At 38.7% G+C, this 18,047-nt stretch carries 17 protein-coding genes; 9 read left to right on the forward strand and 8 right to left on the reverse strand.

What is annotated here, in order from left to right:
• Positions 1-5 precede the first annotated feature (5 nt).
• Positions 6-425 (reverse strand): PACE efflux transporter, encoded by a 420-nt coding sequence (locus PVK79_RS09490; RefSeq protein WP_257326531.1) that lies wholly within the window; start codon positions 423-425, stop codon positions 6-8.
• A 258-nt stretch (positions 426-683) separates the two neighbouring features.
• Between PVK79_RS09490 and PVK79_RS09495 the strand changes: the two genes are divergently transcribed.
• Positions 684-1,085: a disulfide bond formation protein B gene (locus PVK79_RS09495; protein WP_257326532.1), complete on the forward strand. Its 402-nt coding sequence runs from the start codon at positions 684-686 to the stop codon at positions 1,083-1,085.
• Between the two features lie 289 nt (positions 1,086-1,374).
• Here PVK79_RS09495 and tnpC read toward each other — a convergent pair whose 3' ends face one another.
• From tnpC to tnpA, 3 genes are all read right to left on the reverse strand, one after another.
• Positions 1,375-2,898: an IS66 family transposase gene (gene tnpC / locus PVK79_RS09500; RefSeq protein WP_257326533.1), complete on the reverse strand. Its 1,524-nt coding sequence runs from the start codon at positions 2,896-2,898 to the stop codon at positions 1,375-1,377.
• A gap of 70 nt (positions 2,899-2,968) precedes the next feature.
• A complete protein-coding gene (gene tnpB / locus PVK79_RS09505; RefSeq protein WP_257326534.1) occupies positions 2,969-3,322 on the reverse strand; it encodes an IS66 family insertion sequence element accessory protein TnpB in 354 nt (117 codons plus the stop codon).
• Positions 3,319-3,615: an IS66 family insertion sequence element accessory protein TnpA gene (gene tnpA / locus PVK79_RS09510; RefSeq protein ID WP_257326535.1), complete on the reverse strand. Its 297-nt coding sequence runs from the start codon at positions 3,613-3,615 to the stop codon at positions 3,319-3,321. The genes tnpB and tnpA overlap by 4 nt, the downstream gene beginning before the upstream one ends.
• 564 nt (positions 3,616-4,179) lie before the next feature.
• Here tnpA and PVK79_RS09515 point away from each other — a divergent pair.
• From PVK79_RS09515 to PVK79_RS09540, 5 genes are all read left to right on the forward strand, one after another.
• On the forward strand, positions 4,180-5,244 hold the full coding sequence (locus PVK79_RS09515) for an SH3 domain-containing protein (protein WP_257326537.1): 1,065 nt from the start codon (positions 4,180-4,182) through the stop codon (positions 5,242-5,244).
• A gap of 426 nt (positions 5,245-5,670) precedes the next feature.
• The gene (locus tag PVK79_RS09520; RefSeq protein ID WP_257326539.1) at positions 5,671-6,435 is read left to right on the forward strand and encodes an HNH endonuclease; all 765 of its coding nucleotides are present in this window, start codon (positions 5,671-5,673) and stop codon (positions 6,433-6,435) included.
• Between the two features lie 120 nt (positions 6,436-6,555).
• Positions 6,556-7,059: a hypothetical protein gene (locus tag PVK79_RS09530; protein WP_257326540.1), complete on the forward strand. Its 504-nt coding sequence runs from the start codon at positions 6,556-6,558 to the stop codon at positions 7,057-7,059.
• Between the two features lie 44 nt (positions 7,060-7,103).
• On the forward strand, positions 7,104-7,331 hold the full coding sequence (locus tag PVK79_RS09535; protein ID WP_257326541.1) for an HTH-like domain-containing protein: 228 nt from the start codon (positions 7,104-7,106) through the stop codon (positions 7,329-7,331).
• A gap of 184 nt (positions 7,332-7,515) precedes the next feature.
• On the forward strand, positions 7,516-8,112 hold the full coding sequence (locus tag PVK79_RS09540; protein ID WP_257326543.1) for a tyrosine-type recombinase/integrase: 597 nt from the start codon (positions 7,516-7,518) through the stop codon (positions 8,110-8,112).
• A 130-nt stretch (positions 8,113-8,242) separates the two neighbouring features.
• Here PVK79_RS09540 and PVK79_RS09545 read toward each other — a convergent pair whose 3' ends face one another.
• The 3 genes from PVK79_RS09545 to PVK79_RS09555 all read right to left on the reverse strand — a co-directional run bounded on the left by PVK79_RS09545 (position 8,243) and on the right by PVK79_RS09555 (position 13,162).
• Positions 8,243-9,925, reverse strand: coding sequence for a UvrD-helicase domain-containing protein (locus PVK79_RS09545; protein ID WP_257326544.1), 1,683 nt, complete (start codon positions 9,923-9,925; stop codon positions 8,243-8,245).
• Positions 9,925-11,979 carry an ATP-dependent nuclease gene (locus PVK79_RS09550; protein ID WP_257326545.1) on the reverse strand — a complete coding sequence of 685 codons (2,055 nt, stop codon included), beginning with the start codon at positions 11,977-11,979 and terminating at the stop codon, positions 9,925-9,927. Before PVK79_RS09550 ends, PVK79_RS09545 begins: the two co-directional genes overlap by 1 nt.
• 529 nt (positions 11,980-12,508) lie before the next feature.
• Positions 12,509-13,162: a DUF6058 family natural product biosynthesis protein gene (locus PVK79_RS09555; RefSeq protein WP_145236013.1), complete on the reverse strand. Its 654-nt coding sequence runs from the start codon at positions 13,160-13,162 to the stop codon at positions 12,509-12,511.
• 170 nt (positions 13,163-13,332) lie between these two features.
• Here PVK79_RS09555 and dapA point away from each other — a divergent pair, with 170 nt between their 5' ends.
• On the forward strand, positions 13,333-14,253 hold the full coding sequence (gene dapA / locus PVK79_RS09560) for a 4-hydroxy-tetrahydrodipicolinate synthase (protein WP_145236009.1): 921 nt from the start codon (positions 13,333-13,335) through the stop codon (positions 14,251-14,253).
• 197 nt (positions 14,254-14,450) lie between these two features.
• Entirely contained in the window at positions 14,451-15,752 is a 1,302-nt protein-coding gene (locus tag PVK79_RS09565) for a DEAD/DEAH box helicase (RefSeq protein ID WP_145236005.1), read from the forward strand.
• A gap of 72 nt (positions 15,753-15,824) precedes the next feature.
• On the opposite strand, the gene PVK79_RS09570 is transcribed toward PVK79_RS09565, so the two are convergent.
• Positions 15,825-17,435: an NAD(P)/FAD-dependent oxidoreductase gene (locus PVK79_RS09570; RefSeq protein WP_149980145.1), complete on the reverse strand. Its 1,611-nt coding sequence runs from the start codon at positions 17,433-17,435 to the stop codon at positions 15,825-15,827.
• Positions 17,436-17,600: 165 nt separating this feature from the next.
• Here PVK79_RS09570 and fdxA point away from each other — a divergent pair, with 165 nt between their 5' ends.
• Positions 17,601-17,924, forward strand: a complete 324-nt coding sequence (gene fdxA, locus PVK79_RS09575; RefSeq protein WP_145235999.1) for a ferredoxin FdxA — start codon at positions 17,601-17,603, stop codon at positions 17,922-17,924.
• The last annotated feature ends 123 nt before the right edge of the window (positions 17,925-18,047 follow it).

Below are 18,047 nucleotides of genomic sequence, written 5' to 3' on the forward strand. Positions count from 1 at the left end.
CCTTCTTATTGTGCTGAAACTGGTAAACCGAAAATCAGATCGAATAACCAGTTATAAAAGAATGTAAAGAACATAAAGAACAGGGTGAGTCCAGCATCTAACAGGAATGCATCCCAGAGGCTAATGCTCAACCACCATGTAAAAATGGGTAAGGTCACAGCTACAAAACCCACCTCAAAACCAACAGCGTGTAATATCCGTCTTCTAAGGCCTCTTCCACGGGTAATCAATGTTTTTTCCCAGCTCTCAAACAGAGTGTTGTAAAGCGTATTCCAAATAACAGCCAGTACCACAGTGATTACTCCGAGTAGTACCGGATGCCCTGAATCGTCATCTGCCCATGCATGAAATGCCATACTGATTAGTACTATAGTAATAGCTTCATAAAAAAATACATAAGTAATTCGTCGTTTTATACCTTGCATTGCTTTCTCCTCAATATCTCAAATTAATTTTTTATTCATTTGAGAAAATAGGAGGGCAGTGAGTACATCTGGAAGCTGTCGCTTTGTCGTGACCCCGTACAATCCAAATGTATACACGGCTTAAACAATAGGAGTTCTGTACCATCTCATCTAGTTACCAATAGTAATTTACATTTTAATATACCAATGGTAACTTAATTAGGCAAGTGAACTGAAAGAACTTTTCCTTGCTATGTTTAACTTTAAATAAGGGATTTTATGTTTAATGTATTGAATGATAGTAAAATCAGACTACTTGGTATTGGCGCAATTGTGGTATTTCTGGTGACTTGGGGAATGGATATTTTTTCAGTTGTCGATCCTTGCCCATATTGTCGTACACAGCGCTCGGTGATTGGTTTATTGGGGATACTAATGCTATTCCGAAATCTTCATTGGTCAATGCTGCATCTCGGAAATGTTTTTGCGTTTTATGGTGCACATGTTGCTGCTTTACAGCACTTTATGAATTGGGACGCGTTTGATAACGGCAATTTTGACATGTTATATCAACCTATTTACAAGAACGACTTTTATTTGTCTGCGGCCGCATTGCTTATTATCTTGACTCAAGTGGTTCTTATTAATCGACACTGGATAAAAAGAGCTGAGTTGGCTTGATTATCTGAACAAGGAGAGTGGTCTTCTCAAGCAGGGTATTAACGATTAACAAAGTATGGAGAACGCCCTGGCTCCAACTAGGGCGTGTTGATCTTTGCGGTATGAAAAAAAGCATGGAGATAAAGTATAATTGAATTCGCCAGAAAATTTCACACCGAACCTAATACCGTGGAATGTGCAGCTAGACTTCGATTATAGCTAAGCGCACTGCTTAAATGCACGCATACCCTTCTCCGTAAATTAATTATTAGTGGGATTACTAGATAAGTAAACGTCCGGTGATCATCACCTAGATATTGATATTCCAAGGCAATAATTGTTCTATGTCTGGCTCAGGCTGACAAAGCTCATCGAGGCAATGCATGATGTAATCAAATGGCGTTAAGCCGTTGGATCTTGCAGTTTCGATGATGCTGTATAGGTGAGCGCTTGCTATTGCGCCGCGTGAGGTTTGGCTAAACATCCAGTTCTTACGGCCAATAACAAATGGTTTGATAGCGCGCTCGGCGCGGTTATTGTCGATATTAAGCTGACCATTTTCAAGGTAAACTATAAGTTTATGCCATTGATTAGCGAGATAGGTTGCTGCCTCTGCTAACTTGGTTTTCCCGACTAAACGTGGCTGGTTTTGCTCTAGCCATTTATGCAGTTTATCGATAATAGGTTTCGCTTGCTCTTGCCTTATTTCATGCTTTTGTTCTGGTGTTTTATCGTTGAGTTTTGATTCAATGCCGTACAGTTTTTGAATAAGACTCAAGACTACGTCGGCTTTGCCTGTCTTGTTTTTACCCTGCACGTGTTTTGCTTCTATAAATTTACGACGTGCATGGGCCCAGCAACCAACTAGTGTTGATTGCGTTTGTGCATACGCTTGATAACCATCAACCTGTAAATAGCCCGAATAGCCATCCAGATAATTAACCACACAGGAAGCTGCCCGACTGTTTTGATAGTCGTAAAGCACAATGTTTGGTATTGGGTTGTGTTTATTTATAGCCGATGGCGAATCCGTGCCGGTACAATATAGCCACATGTAACTTTTTACTTTGTCGGCGTTGACCACATTGATCGTCGTTTCATCGGCATGTATCGCAGGCTGTTTAAGTAACGCGTGTTTCAGTCGTTGTATCAGCGGTTCAAACAAGGTAGCGGATGCGAGTACCCAGTCACTCATGGTTTTACGGCTAAGCTCAATGCCGTATTGCTTGAACATCGACTCTTGTCTGTGCAGTGGCAGTGCATATTGATATTTGCTGGTGATGATTTGACTTAACAAACTGGACGTGGTCATGCCTTTGTTGATGGCCATGTTTGGCATCTTGGCTTGTTTAATACTGTTATTCGACCCTGACTTATCACATTCACGACACGCGTACTTTGGGCGAATATGCTCAATGACTTTTATCTTTGCGGGGACGAAGTCGAGCTTTTCGCTGACGTCTTCACCCATTTTATGCAACTCATTACCACAGCAGTTACACAACTTGTCTTCTTCGGCAATGTCATGAATCACTTGCTCACGGGGTAAGTCTTTGGGTAATGGTTTGCGCTTTGGTGTTTTGCGAGTGTAGCTAATCTCTTGCGTAGCAAGCTCATCAGGTTGCTCAATGATGTCTTCGGCTTCATTGAACAATTCACCTTGTGCGTCAAAGACTTCGGCACTTTTACCAAATTGTTTTTGTTGCGCTAGGCGGAATTGTTCCTCTAGATACCGGTTTCTTGCAGTCGCTTGCGCTAATTTTTCAGCGTGCTCTGCCAGCAGCTTTTTAAGCAAAGCCGGATCGTCTGGAAGGCAGTTAACATCAATATTCATCCTTTTATTTTATAATGTTTTTTACCGTAAACTAGCTTAATGCGATGGTTAATATTGATCCCGCGACGATCTAAATAATGCTAGCGTTTTCGATGTTGATTTGTTGATGCCCTATGACATCATACCCAGATAATAACCAGTGTAATTGTTGCTCGGTTAAGCTTAGGGTGTCGGCGCTGAGGTTTTTCGGCCATTTAAATTTGTGCTTATCGAGGCGTTTATACCACAGGGCAAAGCCTGTGTTATCCCAATACAATATCTTCAGCTTATCTCGGCTTTTATTACAAAAAACAAACACGGCACCGGATAGCACTGACAGTTCGAGTTCACTTTCAACAATGGCAGCTAAGCCATTAATGGATTTTCTGAAGTCGACAAACTGATTGCAAAGGTACACGTCGGGCACATCAATAAACATGTTCATGCTTGCAGCGCCTTTATTAAATTAGCCACCCATGTAGGCTCGGATGAGGTTGGTATAGTTAAATGAGTTTCACCATGAGATAACGTGATTGAGGCATTCACTTTATGGGAAATGGCTTTGTTTTGCACTTTCACCAATTTAGGTGCTTTTGCAGCGTCTTGTAACTTAGACCGATATTTATAAAAGTTTGAAGTGGGTAACATGTTTTCTTTACAAAATGCGACAATAGATAAGCCGCTGGTTTGTTGCTGCTCAATCAATTTTTGCCAGTCATTAATGGTTCTTTTTTGCATAATACCTCCAGTAGAAACTGACGGTATTTTCAATTAATTAAATCCACTCTGCTAGGTGTCGTTGCTCGGACGCTTACAATTAGTTAATGACTCTGGTAGAAATAACATATTCAGAAAAACGAGCTGTAATTCGGTAGCAAAAAGCGAAGTTCACTATAAACATACTATACATAAATTAGATTTGGAGCACATGTGGACGGGTACATTCAGACAGGACTTGGGATACTAGTTAAAAACAGGCCGAGCAATTGATTGACCACTTCGATGTGGACTCTTCATCTGAAGAGGCGAAAGCCTAATAACCACTTTAAGAGTCGGCAGGAGGCTCTCTGGAGCAGTAACATCAGAGCGTTACAAACGGCAGCTGGCAATTAACCGAACCTTCACAAAGAGCTAGGTGCGCACGCTAACGGCTTCCAGTGCTATTGTGCAGAGCCAACAATTATTTTATTGTATGTTTTACTACAATTTTCAGAGTCTTATTACTATGACTCTACATGTGGAACTCAAAACTTACTATGTCTCGCTAAGTAAGCTTTAGCTTCCTATATATGAGATGAATTTATGGATGATGAAACTTCAAGAGACACTACTGAATGTAAAGAAATTAAATTAGATTTACCTTCAGTAAACAGGACTATAAAATCATTGTCTTTGCGGCAGTCTGGCATCGATAAGGCTCTTGCAGCTGTGGCAAGACCATCTTTTACAGGTATTGCATCACAAGTTTTTGCTAAGCGATCTGTTATTGATAATACTTTGGCTGCTATGGCAAAACCAACAGCTTTAGAAAGTGCAATGCAGGCTTTTTCTTCTCAGCAGGCTGTTATTGATAAAGCAATGGCAGCTATAGCGAGACCATCTTTTATAGATATTGCATCACAGGTTTTTGCTAAGCAATCTGTTATTGATAACGCAATGGCTGCTATGGTAAAACCAATAGCTTTAGAAAGTGCAATGCAGGCCTTTTCTTCTCAGCAGGCTGTTATTGATAACGCAATGACAGTTATAGCAGATTCCTCTAGTCTTGCGCACGCTATTAAAAGTTTTGCTACAGCTAGTTCATTTTTTCTATCTGATTCAAGTTATTTATCTGAAATGGCGCAAGTAGTATCTGCCGCTAATATTGAGTCAGTAAATGCATCTAGCATAGAAAGGGAGTTAGAGAGTACAGAGTCTAAATTTAACTTAGTGGAAAATGATAAAAACTTTCTCAGCACTTTCAAAAGTTTGCCACCTTTAATTCAATTTATACTTTTTGCCTTTTTAATGAATATCATTTTACCGCAAGTAAATAGCATTTCAGCAAATCTGCTGACTCCTTTAGTAGAAAATTATTTAGAGTTTAACAAGAAATCAGATAGGCAAAAAATTAAAGATATCAAAAAAATTCCACTTAAATTGAATGATATTGATATAACAGATTTACGCTTTATAACAGGCAACAACGTGCGTCTTCGAGCTAGTCCTTCTACCAACGCTGAAATTTATGATGAATTAGTCCTAGGCCAAATCGTAACTGTTTTAACAAAGAAAAAGAATTGGGTAGAAGTTATGTATGAATATGAAGGCGGTGAGTCTATGTCTGGTTGGGTATTTACTGGGCATACCGCAAAATTCGTAAAATGAAACTAACAAGGAGCTTTTATATAGCAAATTTGTGACATACTACTGACACAAAGCCGTCTATAAGCCGTAACTCAATATTGTCCATAGACGGGTTATGTATATAAATCGCCTTTGCCCCAAATTGAGTTGGAATAAATGCCCTAATATCGATTTTTCAGAAATAGCTAAACATTGAGTTTGACTTAAAATAAGAGTTAATTGATTTCCACACTGTTTAGCTCGCGCATATATTCAAAAAAATGATCGATGAGCGTATCTTCTTTTTCTGAATACCTTTAGTGTCAATAAAGATATTATAGTTGGCATTGTGTTACGTTATTTGTTAAATATAGATTTATTAATACATGCGCGTAACATCGGCAGGAAGATGCGCGATGGGCGTATAAAATTGTTATGCCCCTGAGTGAGTTAGGAATCATTTGTGAAATGAGTATTCAGTTGAAGCTGATTCAGTTTAGAAAGAAAATCAGGGCAAATAAGAAGAAAGTAATTGATACAATTATTGCAAATCACTCTGCAAATATATGCATAATTTGCGGTTCTACAGATCAATTGACTAAAGAGCATGTGATTCCTCAGTGGATCTATAATCGCTGTACAAAACGTACATTCAATACAACGACTAACGGCGCTTATCAAACATACAACAAGACGACGCTACCGGCATGCAAAGATTGCAATTCGAATCTGCTTGGCTATTTGGAAAGGCTTTTGAAGCATGAATTTGAAAAAATTGATGTGAGCAAGCAAGAGTTCTCTCAAGATACCTTAGAGTTAATCGTTTTATGGTTAGAAACTTTAGAGTACAAATTCCAAGTTCTTGACCTTAGAAGAAACCTAAACAAGGTAAAAGGCGCGGAGTACATACCTTTTATTGGCAAAATGCCAATAGCAATGTTTCAAGGTCCTATGGATACAAGTCCCGCAAAAGTTTTCTCGAATCTTCGCTCTGCACTGCAAGTATTAAGCGTGAAATCAAAGGTAAAGAGGCTTAATTCTCTCTGTGTTATCCATACTACAAACAAAGATTTTCACTTTTTCCACTCTACAAATAACTTTATATTTATTGAGTTAGCCGAGTTTGGGGTCGCGTTTTTCTATTTTTACAAGCAGGAGTTTGACAGTTACAACGTTGCTGCCGAGTCAGCAATGAGAATCGTCCAAGGAAATTACGATAAAACATGCACATAACAAACTGTTTAAGAGGGATTCGCAACGCGTGGCATTTTTACTATGCGTTAGTTTAAGTGTTTAAGGTGGTATGCGGCGGCTTTGATATTGCGTTGCTCAGCCCTTAACAGGGCGTTGGTCATGGAGGAAAATATGTACTTTTATTTACCGATTTATAAAGAAACAAAAGAGCAATTTGAAGCACGGTACGAAAAAGCTTTCACTAAAAGAGTCTCAGAACTTGAAGATCAAACAAGCGGAGATGTTAGTGCAAGAATGAAGTTTATGATGAAAGACCAATTAGCTAAGGAAATGGGAAGGAGTTGGCGAGAAAATCATGCGATAGGCTGGATTAGAATAGGTAAAGGAAAAGGTGGCTTCACTTTTATTATTTCGAAATCGAATCCCGAAAAACCTAGGAGCCCAAAGCGTTACTTTGATTTAATCCCTCCAGATCAGTGCTATGGTAATTATCATGTAATTTCCTTTGAAAGTTGTACCAATTCAGAAGCAGTTTTGAAAAAGTTTGAAAGTATTTTCTCTGAAATTGTAGAAGACACTCCATTTAAAGGGGGTTTCGTTGACTACAGCCAAATTAAAAATTTGGCTGATTATATTGATTGGAAATCACTTATCGAATTGTGAATTATAATAAGCTGTTATAACTGAAAACAAAATTTGGAGCATTCGTGGATACAAATGAATTAATCGAACATATTAAAAATGAAGTTGCTCAAGCCGCATTGGATAAAAATAAAGATGCAGTAAATATGTACCTTGTTGTTAAATATGCGGAGCAATTGAAAGAAATTGATCCAATTGATTTCGCTTTATCAATCGGTCGCAACGAAAGTTACGCTACAGAGTTTCGAAAAGGTTTAAAGTTAGCCACTATCATTAATAAACGTGGCCTGTAACTAATTGAGTTATAATAAGTGCCTAAACCAAAGTACGAAAAATAGCAGGCTGAGCTCCTTCGCCGTTAATTATAAATGCTATTTTTCGCACAGAGTCATACTTCGGCGCTAAATTATTTCTGTCCAAACCCTAATCAGTAATACATCCACTATCCTCATAGTGACTTTTAAATAGGAGGTCACTATGAAACCAATACTAAACCACAATGCTACTGGTGTGAAACGTCCTTTCAAGCTTGAAGAGATTTGGCGTATTCGCACTCGAATTGAAATTCAAAACAACTTGATGCAATTAGCTTTACTGAATTTAGCTATAGATAGCAAGCTAAGATCATGTGACTTACTCTCTTTAAAAGTTCGAGACGTCGCTACTCTCGATCAAGTATTTGAAAGGGTTCAATTAACGCAAAAGAAAACAGGGATCGAAGTTCAATTTGAGATAACTCCGAGAACACAACAAAGTATTATTCATTGGGTTCAAGAAGTTAAATTGCAACCCAGTGATTATTTGTTTCGGAGTATACGTCGCTCTAATCAACCAATAAGCTATTCATATTACAGGTCTATCATCAGGAGCTGGGCTGAGCAATTAGGACTTGATTCTAGCTTTTATGGAACTCACTCAATGCGAAGAACCAAAGCGACTTTGGTTTATGCTCGAACCAAAAATATACGTGCCGTTCAGTTACTACTTGGTCATACAAAAATTGATAACACCATCAGATATTTGGGTATAGAGATTGAAGACGCCATTAAAATATCGAAAGAAACCGATTGTTGATTTAACGCAGGCAGTGTTCTTATGCTGCCTTTGCCCCATTAAGAGTTTGAACGGTTAGGAATAGCTTAATCAAGCTACTCCCATTTTTCTTCATTTCCACAGAATCATGCATTAAAAAGAGTTGTATGATTTATACTATATGATTAACTGCCTGAAATTTACAGTTATCAAGTAGTAAATCAAACACTGGTTTTACCGAGTTATAGGTGGAGTTCCTATTATCATGCCGCTGTGTTACCCGATGCTCTCTGTTACAGCAGTAGGTTACGTATATCTTTTCTTTGGCTCTTGATAATGCAACGTAAATTGCACAATTATTTTCAAATGGTTCATTCTTGTACTTCCAAAATGCTTGATCTTCCAGTCCCATGAAATATACCGATTGATATTCTAACCCTTTGCATTTATGGATATTCATTATCTGAACAGCATTGTCGGCGGTAAATAACTTTGCCGCTTCACGAATATTACCAGACTGCACGTACATATCTCTTAAGTGCAACTCAAGCGATTGCCAAACGCTTGAATAATAAGCTGATGATTTGTATTGCTTCCAGCGTCCTTTAATTTTTTTTACACCTAAGAAATGAATAAAACTTTGCATATCTGAAATGATATTTTCAATCGTTGTATTCAAAATAAATGTGCTTTGTTTCTCAGAAATAAAATTTGCAATCAATGAAGTAAATTCAGCTTCTTTATCATCGTCTAATTCAACCCGATTTAAACTTCTATGAATGTCATATAGCTCAGTTATAACCTTTGGTTCTGGACAAACAACAGCTTTTAAGAATAGAGAAAAAATCCTACCAAGCGGCTCTTTCAAAGCATCCTGCAAGTCACTCATCTCTAAATTATTGATACTTAACCTAGTAAGTTCACTTCTAAGTAGCTCTGTATACTCAGCAGAATGCTGTTTGGTTAGTACACAGATTTCACTTTCTTTTATGCCACCTTGAATGGCACGCTGTATCTCATTAGCAATAAACTTAGCTTCTTGTAGCTCGTCACTAAAAAGGTGCACTGCACAATTTGTAGGTGGCTCTTGCAAGACGGTTAGTGGTGTGGCAGTTCCCTCAACAAACTCTAAAACGACACTTAGAACGTTTTGAACTTCTATTGATGCTCTATGATTTTTAAGAAGCAGCTTTTTCTCTGCGGCAAAATCATTTGAGAAATCTGTAAATACTGAGGGTCTAGCTCCTGCCCACAACATAATACTTTGATTAACATCACCCACAGTTATGATTTTAGTCGTAGTATTACAAAATAGTTGCTTTAGCAATGAATACTGTTGGTTTGTAGTGTCTTGAAATTCGTCGACAAAAACATATTCGTAAGACATCGAAAAAATACTTTTTATATCTTCTCTTTGAGCTATTATTTTAAGTGCTAACGTGGGTAATTCTCTCATTAATATTTTATCGGAACCGTTTGCTTCTGCTTGCTTGAGGACAATATCGTAATTATCCGTTGGTCGTTCGGCTTCATCGAGAATATTCTTAAATCTGTCAATGATACTCTTGCAAAAGCCATGAAACGTGAATGAATCAAAGCGTTCTGACTTTTGCCCACAGCGACGATCTACCCTTTTCTTTATATTTTCTTGGGCTTCTGTTTTGAAAGTCAAAGACAGTATTCTTTTAGGCCAAGAGCATTTATTTGTTGCGAATAAATAATTTGCTTTTTGCGCGAGCAATTCTGTTTTACCAGCGCCTGCTCCCGCCAGCACTGAGAGCGAACCTTCAAAATTAATAATATCCATCAACTCGTCAGTTGCTTCAATACCAGGTGATGGCTTCCATTCCACCATTATTCGATTACCTGTTCAGCAAGGTTGATAACTTTTTTCATTAATCTGGTTAATTCTGGTGGTAGCATTTCTTTTATTTCTTCCGCATCATATTTTTCTTTAATTTTTAACATCATGCGAACGTGAGATGCTGGCTTGCTTTTATTCGATAAAAAGCGATATCTATACCAAAGAAAGTTTCTTTCCCATTCATCGCCAAAGGGGTAGCGTATTCCTGAGTTACCTTTTTTAAGCACAGCGTTAATTAGCGCAGTTTCTCGTTTGGTTTTATCTGTATCTTCTTCGTCTTCTTTGCCTTCAACAGGCCCACGTTCACCATAATCGCTATCTTTTTCACAAAATATATCTGGGAATGCACAAATCATTGAGTAGTCAATATCAAGAGGGCTTGAGAAAAATACATTATTGTCTTCGAGTTTCGATAGTATGTTGATACTTTCTGTTTCTGAGGTTCCATCGACTTTATAATCAATGCAATAACTAACAGGGTTATCTGATGAGTCCCATGCTGGTATTTGTTTTAAAATGCCATTGTGAAGATAGCGTATATTTGGATTAAATTTGGATAACTGCTCAACACAATAATGAATCCTTCCAAATCCACCACCATTTCTATCTATGTCAAAATCTAATAGGGTAACAAACGGAATCTTTAAAGCATTTAATAGTCGCCAATAGTGGTTTACATGTCTGCCACCTAAAGGAACAACTGATATAGCGTGAGAGTCAACATCTGTATCGTAGAGTTCTAATAATCTTGGTAAAATCACCTGTTCACTGTCACCTTCACCTAAGACTACTAACTTAGCAAAGTAAACTTCTGGGTAAGCCTTTACCGCTTCACTAATATATTTCGCCTGTTCATCTGCGTTATCAGGTAATGTTAATGGCTGAATTTGAGTGCTCTTTGTATCAGCGTCTAGCCTGAAATGTCTGATTTGAAGTGGTTCAACTCTTCCTACTAAAGAAGGTGAATGAGTCGATACAATGGCTTGACATAATTTACTACCGCCGTATTCCTTAACTAGCTTTATAACTCTACCTAAATAATGGGGCGATAAATGATTTTCAGGCTCTTCTAAAGCAATTAAACTAAAGATAGGAAGCTTCATCTTTTCAGGGTCAAAATTAGAGTCTTCTCGCTTCATAACAGCTTCTCTGGTTGCTTTGTCTATTTCAAATAAAGCTTTAGTCAAAGCAAAATAAACCAGTGATTTCTGCCCGTCACTTAAACGGCTTGTATCAACCTTATTACCTGTAGCATCAGACATAAATTGAAGCTGAATTAACTTTAATATTTCATCGATATCTCCAACGGGAAAATTGAGGGTTGCTTCATTTAGGTGTTGCCCCTTGTATATATTTTGCCAGTTTTTATTAATTGCAGTAGCAATCTGAACTAAAGCAGGATTTTCCGCTGTTAATTTATTTAACTCTTGGGCTTTGGCTTCAAACTGTGCCTGCTCTCCCACTTGCCACTTTATTGCTCTAAGAAGCCTACCTAATACGGCTCTTGATGAATATTTTAATTGGACGAGTGGATCACGGTTGGCCGGAACATAATGAACTTGGATTCCATTTCGTTGCACTGCCGATAACCGATGTTTGTTATCGTCTTGAGGAACTTGCATATCACCATCAATAACCCATACTTTTTCGTCAACATCGCCAAGTGGATTGTAATCAAAGCTTAAACTAGCCTCAAGTCTCACCCTGAAGATGACCTTGCCATCGGCACTTGTTGCAGTTAAGCCATTTATAAGGGTTGGAATAGATATGTTTCCATCAGTATTTTCAAAGTTAAACCAAGCTTCAATGACCAAATTACGAGGAGTAGATTTATCATCTTCGTCAGATAGGTAAAAGTCGGATGGTGAAACTCCACGAAGTGAGTGATCTGTTGCGAATATTTTATTCAGAGCTTCAATTGCGGTGCTTTTACCTGTGCCATTGTGTCCTATAAACGCAGTCACATTTTTATCAAACTCGATTGTTTGTGGGTGGTCATTAGAGATGCTTTTATAGCCCGAAACCCATACTTTATTCAATTTCATTTAGTTCCCTTAAACGCAATTTATCTTAGAGTAAAATCTATTACTATCGATTCATCTCTCACACTATCAATAAAAAATTTGAAAGAAATTAACCCTAACGGCAATTAACTTTTATACAATGTATATTATATATCACATGTAAAACAATGTGATAATAAACTAAATGTTGTTTTTTAGACCATTTGTGATTAAGAGCAAAACGGCTTATTAATACCTATAAGTTGTAAGAAGTTGAGGGTTACTGCTAAACGCTTGATTACTTCAACCAAGAGAATCATGGCTGAGCTTATTGTCAGTCTTTACTTGGAGCTATTTGCACAAGAGTGGACATACTCCAAACTTGTTTCTGTCCAAAAACGCGCTAGAGTGGCCATCTGCATCGCGCTCAAAGTACTCATTCAGTAAGTTTGGTTACACTACTCTTAAAAATCATCATATTGCGGTTACATTTATGCAAAACTGTGATGTGGCACTATTGTTTTTCCTAAAACCTAAAACCTAAAACCTTTCCCCTCGCACCTTTTCTTCTTTACTTAACCGACAAATCATATTTAAGCACTAGTGCATCAATATAACGGGCACGAAGGGTATGTTGTTTTTCGTGTTCGGCACCATGACTAAGCGCGCGATTTAATAGTTTTAAAGCAGGGTGTAATTTGCTTCGCTCTGCTTGTGTGAGGTTTGGCTTTGTGCGTAATTCGGTTATATCATCTACAACTAAGCGACCAATATCAACGGCGGCGATTTCTTCAATTAAGCCATTTTGAGTTAGCACACCGTATTTACTGCATAAAAATTGTTGCCATACTTGTTGTAGGTGCTCTTCTAATTCACAACCAAATAGCTCTTCGTTAAATTCAAATCCTTGTTGAGCTAGCTTCGTTAAACTTGCACTGTATTGTTGTGCAAAGTAGTTGAAGGCTTGACTGGATGAATCAATTTTTTGCTTGGCTAAGCCTTGTCCCCAGTTAACGCATCCTCTTGGATAGAAGTCGTCGTATTCTTCGCATTCATATAAACCAGAGTAAGAGCTACAACTAAGCTGATTTTTAATACAGTAACTGGGTTTTGGAAATAACCCGTTTTGTTGCCAAATTGCAAGAGTATCTTCATCGATTGCTAAGGCATGACAAAGCTCTTCGCTGTGATAAAAATGGGTTGCTAAAAATCGTGATAAACGCATAAAAGTGCACTCAAGGTTAGAAAATAAATATACTGTTTATTTATACAGTTGTTTATTTTGGACTAAGCACCTCTACAACACAAGTAATTTAATTAATTAGTTATGCAACACTCGGAAAACGCCTGCTTTTATGTTACAACTACGGCAAGTTTTTTTAAGATTAATTTTTTATGCGCACCCTAGAACAAATTAAACAAGCAAGCCTCATCACAGCAATTAAAACGCCTTATTTAGCCAGTGGTGAAATTGACTTAGCCACCTATGATTATTTAGTTGAACAGCAAATCGCCGCCGGTGTTGATGGTATTGTGGTCGGTGGAACCACAGGTGAAGGCCAGTTAATGAACTGGGAAGAGCATTTAATGCTGATTGCGCACAGCGTTAATAAGTATGCAGATAAGTTGGTGATTGTTGGTAACACTGGCAGTAACAATACCCGCGAAGCCGTTAAAGCGACTGAGTATGGCTTTGCCAGCGGTATGGACGCAGCACTACAAATTAACCCTTATTATGGCCGCACATCGATTGCCGGTGTAATTGAACACTTCAAACGAGTGCTGGCAATTGGTCCTGCGTTTATCTATAACGTAGCAGGGCGCACGGGGCAAGATTTAACCCCTGATATAATTGAACCGTTAGCACAACACGAAAATTTTATAGGTGTTAAAGAGTGTGGTGGTAATGAACGCATTGAGCACTACGAGCAACAAGGCATTGCTTGTTGGTCTGGTAATGACGATGAAGCACATGATGCTCGCCATACTTATAAAGCGCATGGCGTGATCTCGGTAACCTCTAATTTAATTCCTGGCTTGTATCGTCAATTAATGGACAGCAAAAGCGATGCGCTGAACGCGTCATTACAACCTTTGATCAGTTGGTTGTTCTGTGAGCCAAATCCAATTGCAATTAATACTGCATTGATGATGACAGGTGCAGTCAAGCCTGTATTTAGATTACCTTATGTGCCATTAAATGAGCAGCAGCAAGCGCAAGGGGTTACGTTGATCAATCAACTTGATGATGTTGCTGTTGTAGGTGGCTCTAAAGCCACACCATTAAATTTAGAAAATACAATTATTCTGCCATAATTTAGTTTGGGCTTTAAAAGATCGCCAACCATTATTGTTATTGCTTAGCAAAGTATGCTTTGAAAAGGTCAAACACAAAAATGGCTGTAGAAGAGAAAAGGTAATTCTAGTTGGTTTATATATTTAAAAACTAACTGTTTGCCTTAAATTGCTGTATAATTTGCGACCCTTGATAATGTGGCCGCAGGTTATACAGCATGAATTTTAAATCTTTTAGTTTTGCCCCTGAACTTCTTCAGGCGTTAGATGAACTTAACTATCACACCCTTACGCCCATTCAACGTAATGCTATTCCAGCAGTACGTAAAGGCAAAGATGTTTTAGCCAGTGCCCAAACAGGCACCGGTAAGACAGCTGCTTTTGCTTTACCAATTATTCAAAAATTATCTGAAGTTGAATACACAAAAACTAATGCACCACGTGCCTTAGTGCTAGCACCAACCCGTGAGCTTGCAGAGCAAATTGCAAATAATTTTACTGATTTTGCAAAGTACACCAAGCTTAAAACTGTGAGTTTATTTGGCGGTGTTAGTACGGTAGGTCAAGCTAATGGCTTAAAAGCGGGTGTCGATATCGTAGTCGCAACACCGGGTCGTTTACTGGATCATATTCGTTTAGGTAATCTAAGCCTTGCTGACGTACAACATCTTGTGCTCGATGAAGCTGACCGTATGCTTGATATGGGCTTTATTGGTGATATGCAAACAGTGATCAATGGCTGTGCTGAAGATCGCCAAATTTTGTTGTTCTCTGCAACATTCCCAGCGGCAATTAAACAGTTTGCTAGCAAAGTACTCAAGCAAGCTGAAATTGTCCGTGTTGATCAAACCAACAGCACTGCTGCAACCGTTCATCACGTGGTTTATCCAGTTGAAGAGCGCCGTAAACAAGAGCTGCTTTCTGAATTGATCGGTAAGAAAAACTGGCAGCAAGTGTTAGTGTTCGTCAACATGAAAGAAACGGCTGATGAGCTAGTTAAAGAATTAAACTTAGATGGTATCCCGGCTGCTGTGTGCCATGGTGATAAAACCCAAGGTAACCGTCGTCGTGCATTAAGTGATTTCAAAGCGGGTAAAGTACGTGTGCTTGTGGCTACAGAAGTTGCCGCTCGCGGGATTGATATTGATGACCTACCACGTGTAATTAATATTGACTTACCATGGCTTGCTGAAGATTACGTACACCGTATTGGTCGTACAGGTCGTGCCGGTAAACAAGGTCAAGCAATCTCATTTGTTAGCCGCGAAGAAGAAAATATGTTGTTTGAAATTGAAACCTTAATCGGTCAAAAAATTCAGCGTGAATACTTGCCGGGTTATGAAGTAAGTAACCGTGAAGTACTGATTGATAAAATTGGCAAAAAACCATCGCATTTGCGTCGTAGCCATTCAAATAAACCATCAGGTCAAGCAACTGGTGAAGCGCGAGCTAAAAACCGTTCACGTATCTCAAACGTACGTAAAACCCTCAAAGGTGCCAAACTTTCGTTAAAGAAATAATGGTATAAGTTAAGTCATTAACACCAAAAAGCCTCAATAAATGAGGCTTTTTTGTGAACAGTGAAAAACTACTTAGCTATTTTTCTCAAGCATAGATAACGCTAATGCTTCAGCGGCCTTTATACCGTCAATGCCTGCGGAAAGAATACCACCTGCATAACCCGCACCTTCACCGGCAGGGTATAGGCCTTGGGTATTGATACTTTGCATGCTTTTATCTCGTTTAATGCAAATTGGTGATGAAGTACGGGTTTCAACGCCAGTTAATAAGCCATCGTTTGATGAAAAACCACGAATTTGCTTATTAAATGCAGGAATTGCTTCACGAATGGCATCAATTGCATATTTAGGTAACACATTTGCTAGATCAGTGAGTTTGATACCTGGTGTGTATGAAGGCTTTACATCGCCTAAGTCACTTGAATCTTTACCTTTTAAGAAGTCGCCAATTAACTGTGCTGGTGCATCGTAATTACTACCACCTAGTTCAAAGGCTTGCTCTTCTAGTTTTCGCTGCAGATCAATACCGGCTAATGGATGACCTGGGAAATCTTCTTCAGGAGAAATCCCCACAACAATGGCACTGTTAGCGTTGCGTTCGCTGCGAGAATACTGACTCATGCCATTCGTTACCACGCGACCTTCTTCAGAGGTTGCTGCAACCACAGTACCGCCTGGGCACATACAAAAACTGTAAACAGTACGGCCGCTGTGACAATGGTGAACCAGTTTGTAATCTGCAGAGCCAAGAATCGGGTTACCAGCATTATCACCAAAACGGCATTCATCGATCATAGATTGTTTGTGCTCAATTCTAAAACCAACTGAAAACGGTTTTGCTTCAACGTAAATCCCTTTATCGTATACCATTTTAAATGTATCACGTGCGCTGTGACCTACCGCAAGCACAACATGACGGGTATCAAGTTGTTCACCGGAGGATAATTTCAGTCCTGTTACTTGGCCATCATCAAGTAGGATGTCATCAACGCGGGTGCTAAAACGAATTTCACCGCCGAGCGCTTCAATACTTGCACGCATTTTTTCAATCATCGTAACCAGCTTAAAAGTACCAATATGCGGTTTGCTGACATACATAATTTCTTCTGGTGCGCCCGCAGCTACAAATTCAGTGATTACTTTACGACCATAATGCTTTGGATCTTTAACTTGGCTGTAAAGTTTTCCGTCAGAGAATGTTCCTGCGCCGCCTTCACCAAATTGCACGTTTGACTCGGTATTTAGAGTACGTTTTCGCCAAAAACCGAAAGTGTCTTTGGTACGTTCACGTACTTCTTTACCACGTTCTAAAATAATGGGTTTAAATCCCATTTGCGCCAGTATTAAACCAGCAAACAGTCCACAAGGGCCAAAGCCTATTACCACAGGACGTTCTTGAATTGTTGCTGGTGCTTGAGCAACAAATTTATAGCTGGTGTCAGGGGCTGGTTTTACATGTTGGTCTTTAGCAAACTGAATTAATAATTGCGCTTCATTATCAACCTCAATGTCGAGGGTATAAATAAGTAAAATGGCGGTTTTTTTACGGGCATCGTAACCACGTTTAAAGACATTAAAGCTATGGAGTTGGCTGTTATCAATGCCCAGTTTAGTTATAATTGCTTGCTTTATGGCATCTTCGCCATGATCAAGTGGCAGCTTAATTTCTGTTAAACGTATCATATTTAGTCTCTGTTAGGTGTCTTAGCAGTCGCTGACGCGAGTTGCTCACAATAACGGACTATTTTACGTTAATTTATGCCTCGATGGCAGCGATTATTTATTGTATTTTGGCTGTGGTTGGGTATGATCTCCAGCTGTATTAAGATATGTTAGGCAAACGTTAAAATGGCATTTGTAGTCACTGAAAACTGTATAAAGTGTAAATACACTGACTGTGTAGCAGTGTGTCCAGCAGATGCGTTTTATGAAGGCCCTAATTTCTTGGCGATCAGTCCGATTGATTGTATTGATTGTGGTTTATGTGTTCCAGAATGCCCCGCTGAAGCAATTTATCAAGAAGATGAATTACCTGATTCGCAACAAGAATTCACAGAACTGAATGCCGAACTTGCTCTTATTTGGCCGCGTATCACTGATGTAAAACCAGCCCCTGAAGATGCCGATACCTGGAATGGTGTGGCCGATAAATTAAAGTTAATTGAGACCTAAAATCTCAGCTTTTTGTCTTGATTAGTTAATTAAAATAACATTTTTACAATCAAACTATTAACAAATGTACCTGCGTGAATTACAATTGCTACTTAACTTACTCATCCGAGTAACTGAGTATTA

This window comes from Pseudoalteromonas rhizosphaerae, from assembly GCF_028885455.1.
GTDB classification, from domain to species: domain Bacteria; phylum Pseudomonadota; class Gammaproteobacteria; order Enterobacterales; family Alteromonadaceae; genus Pseudoalteromonas; species Pseudoalteromonas rhizosphaerae.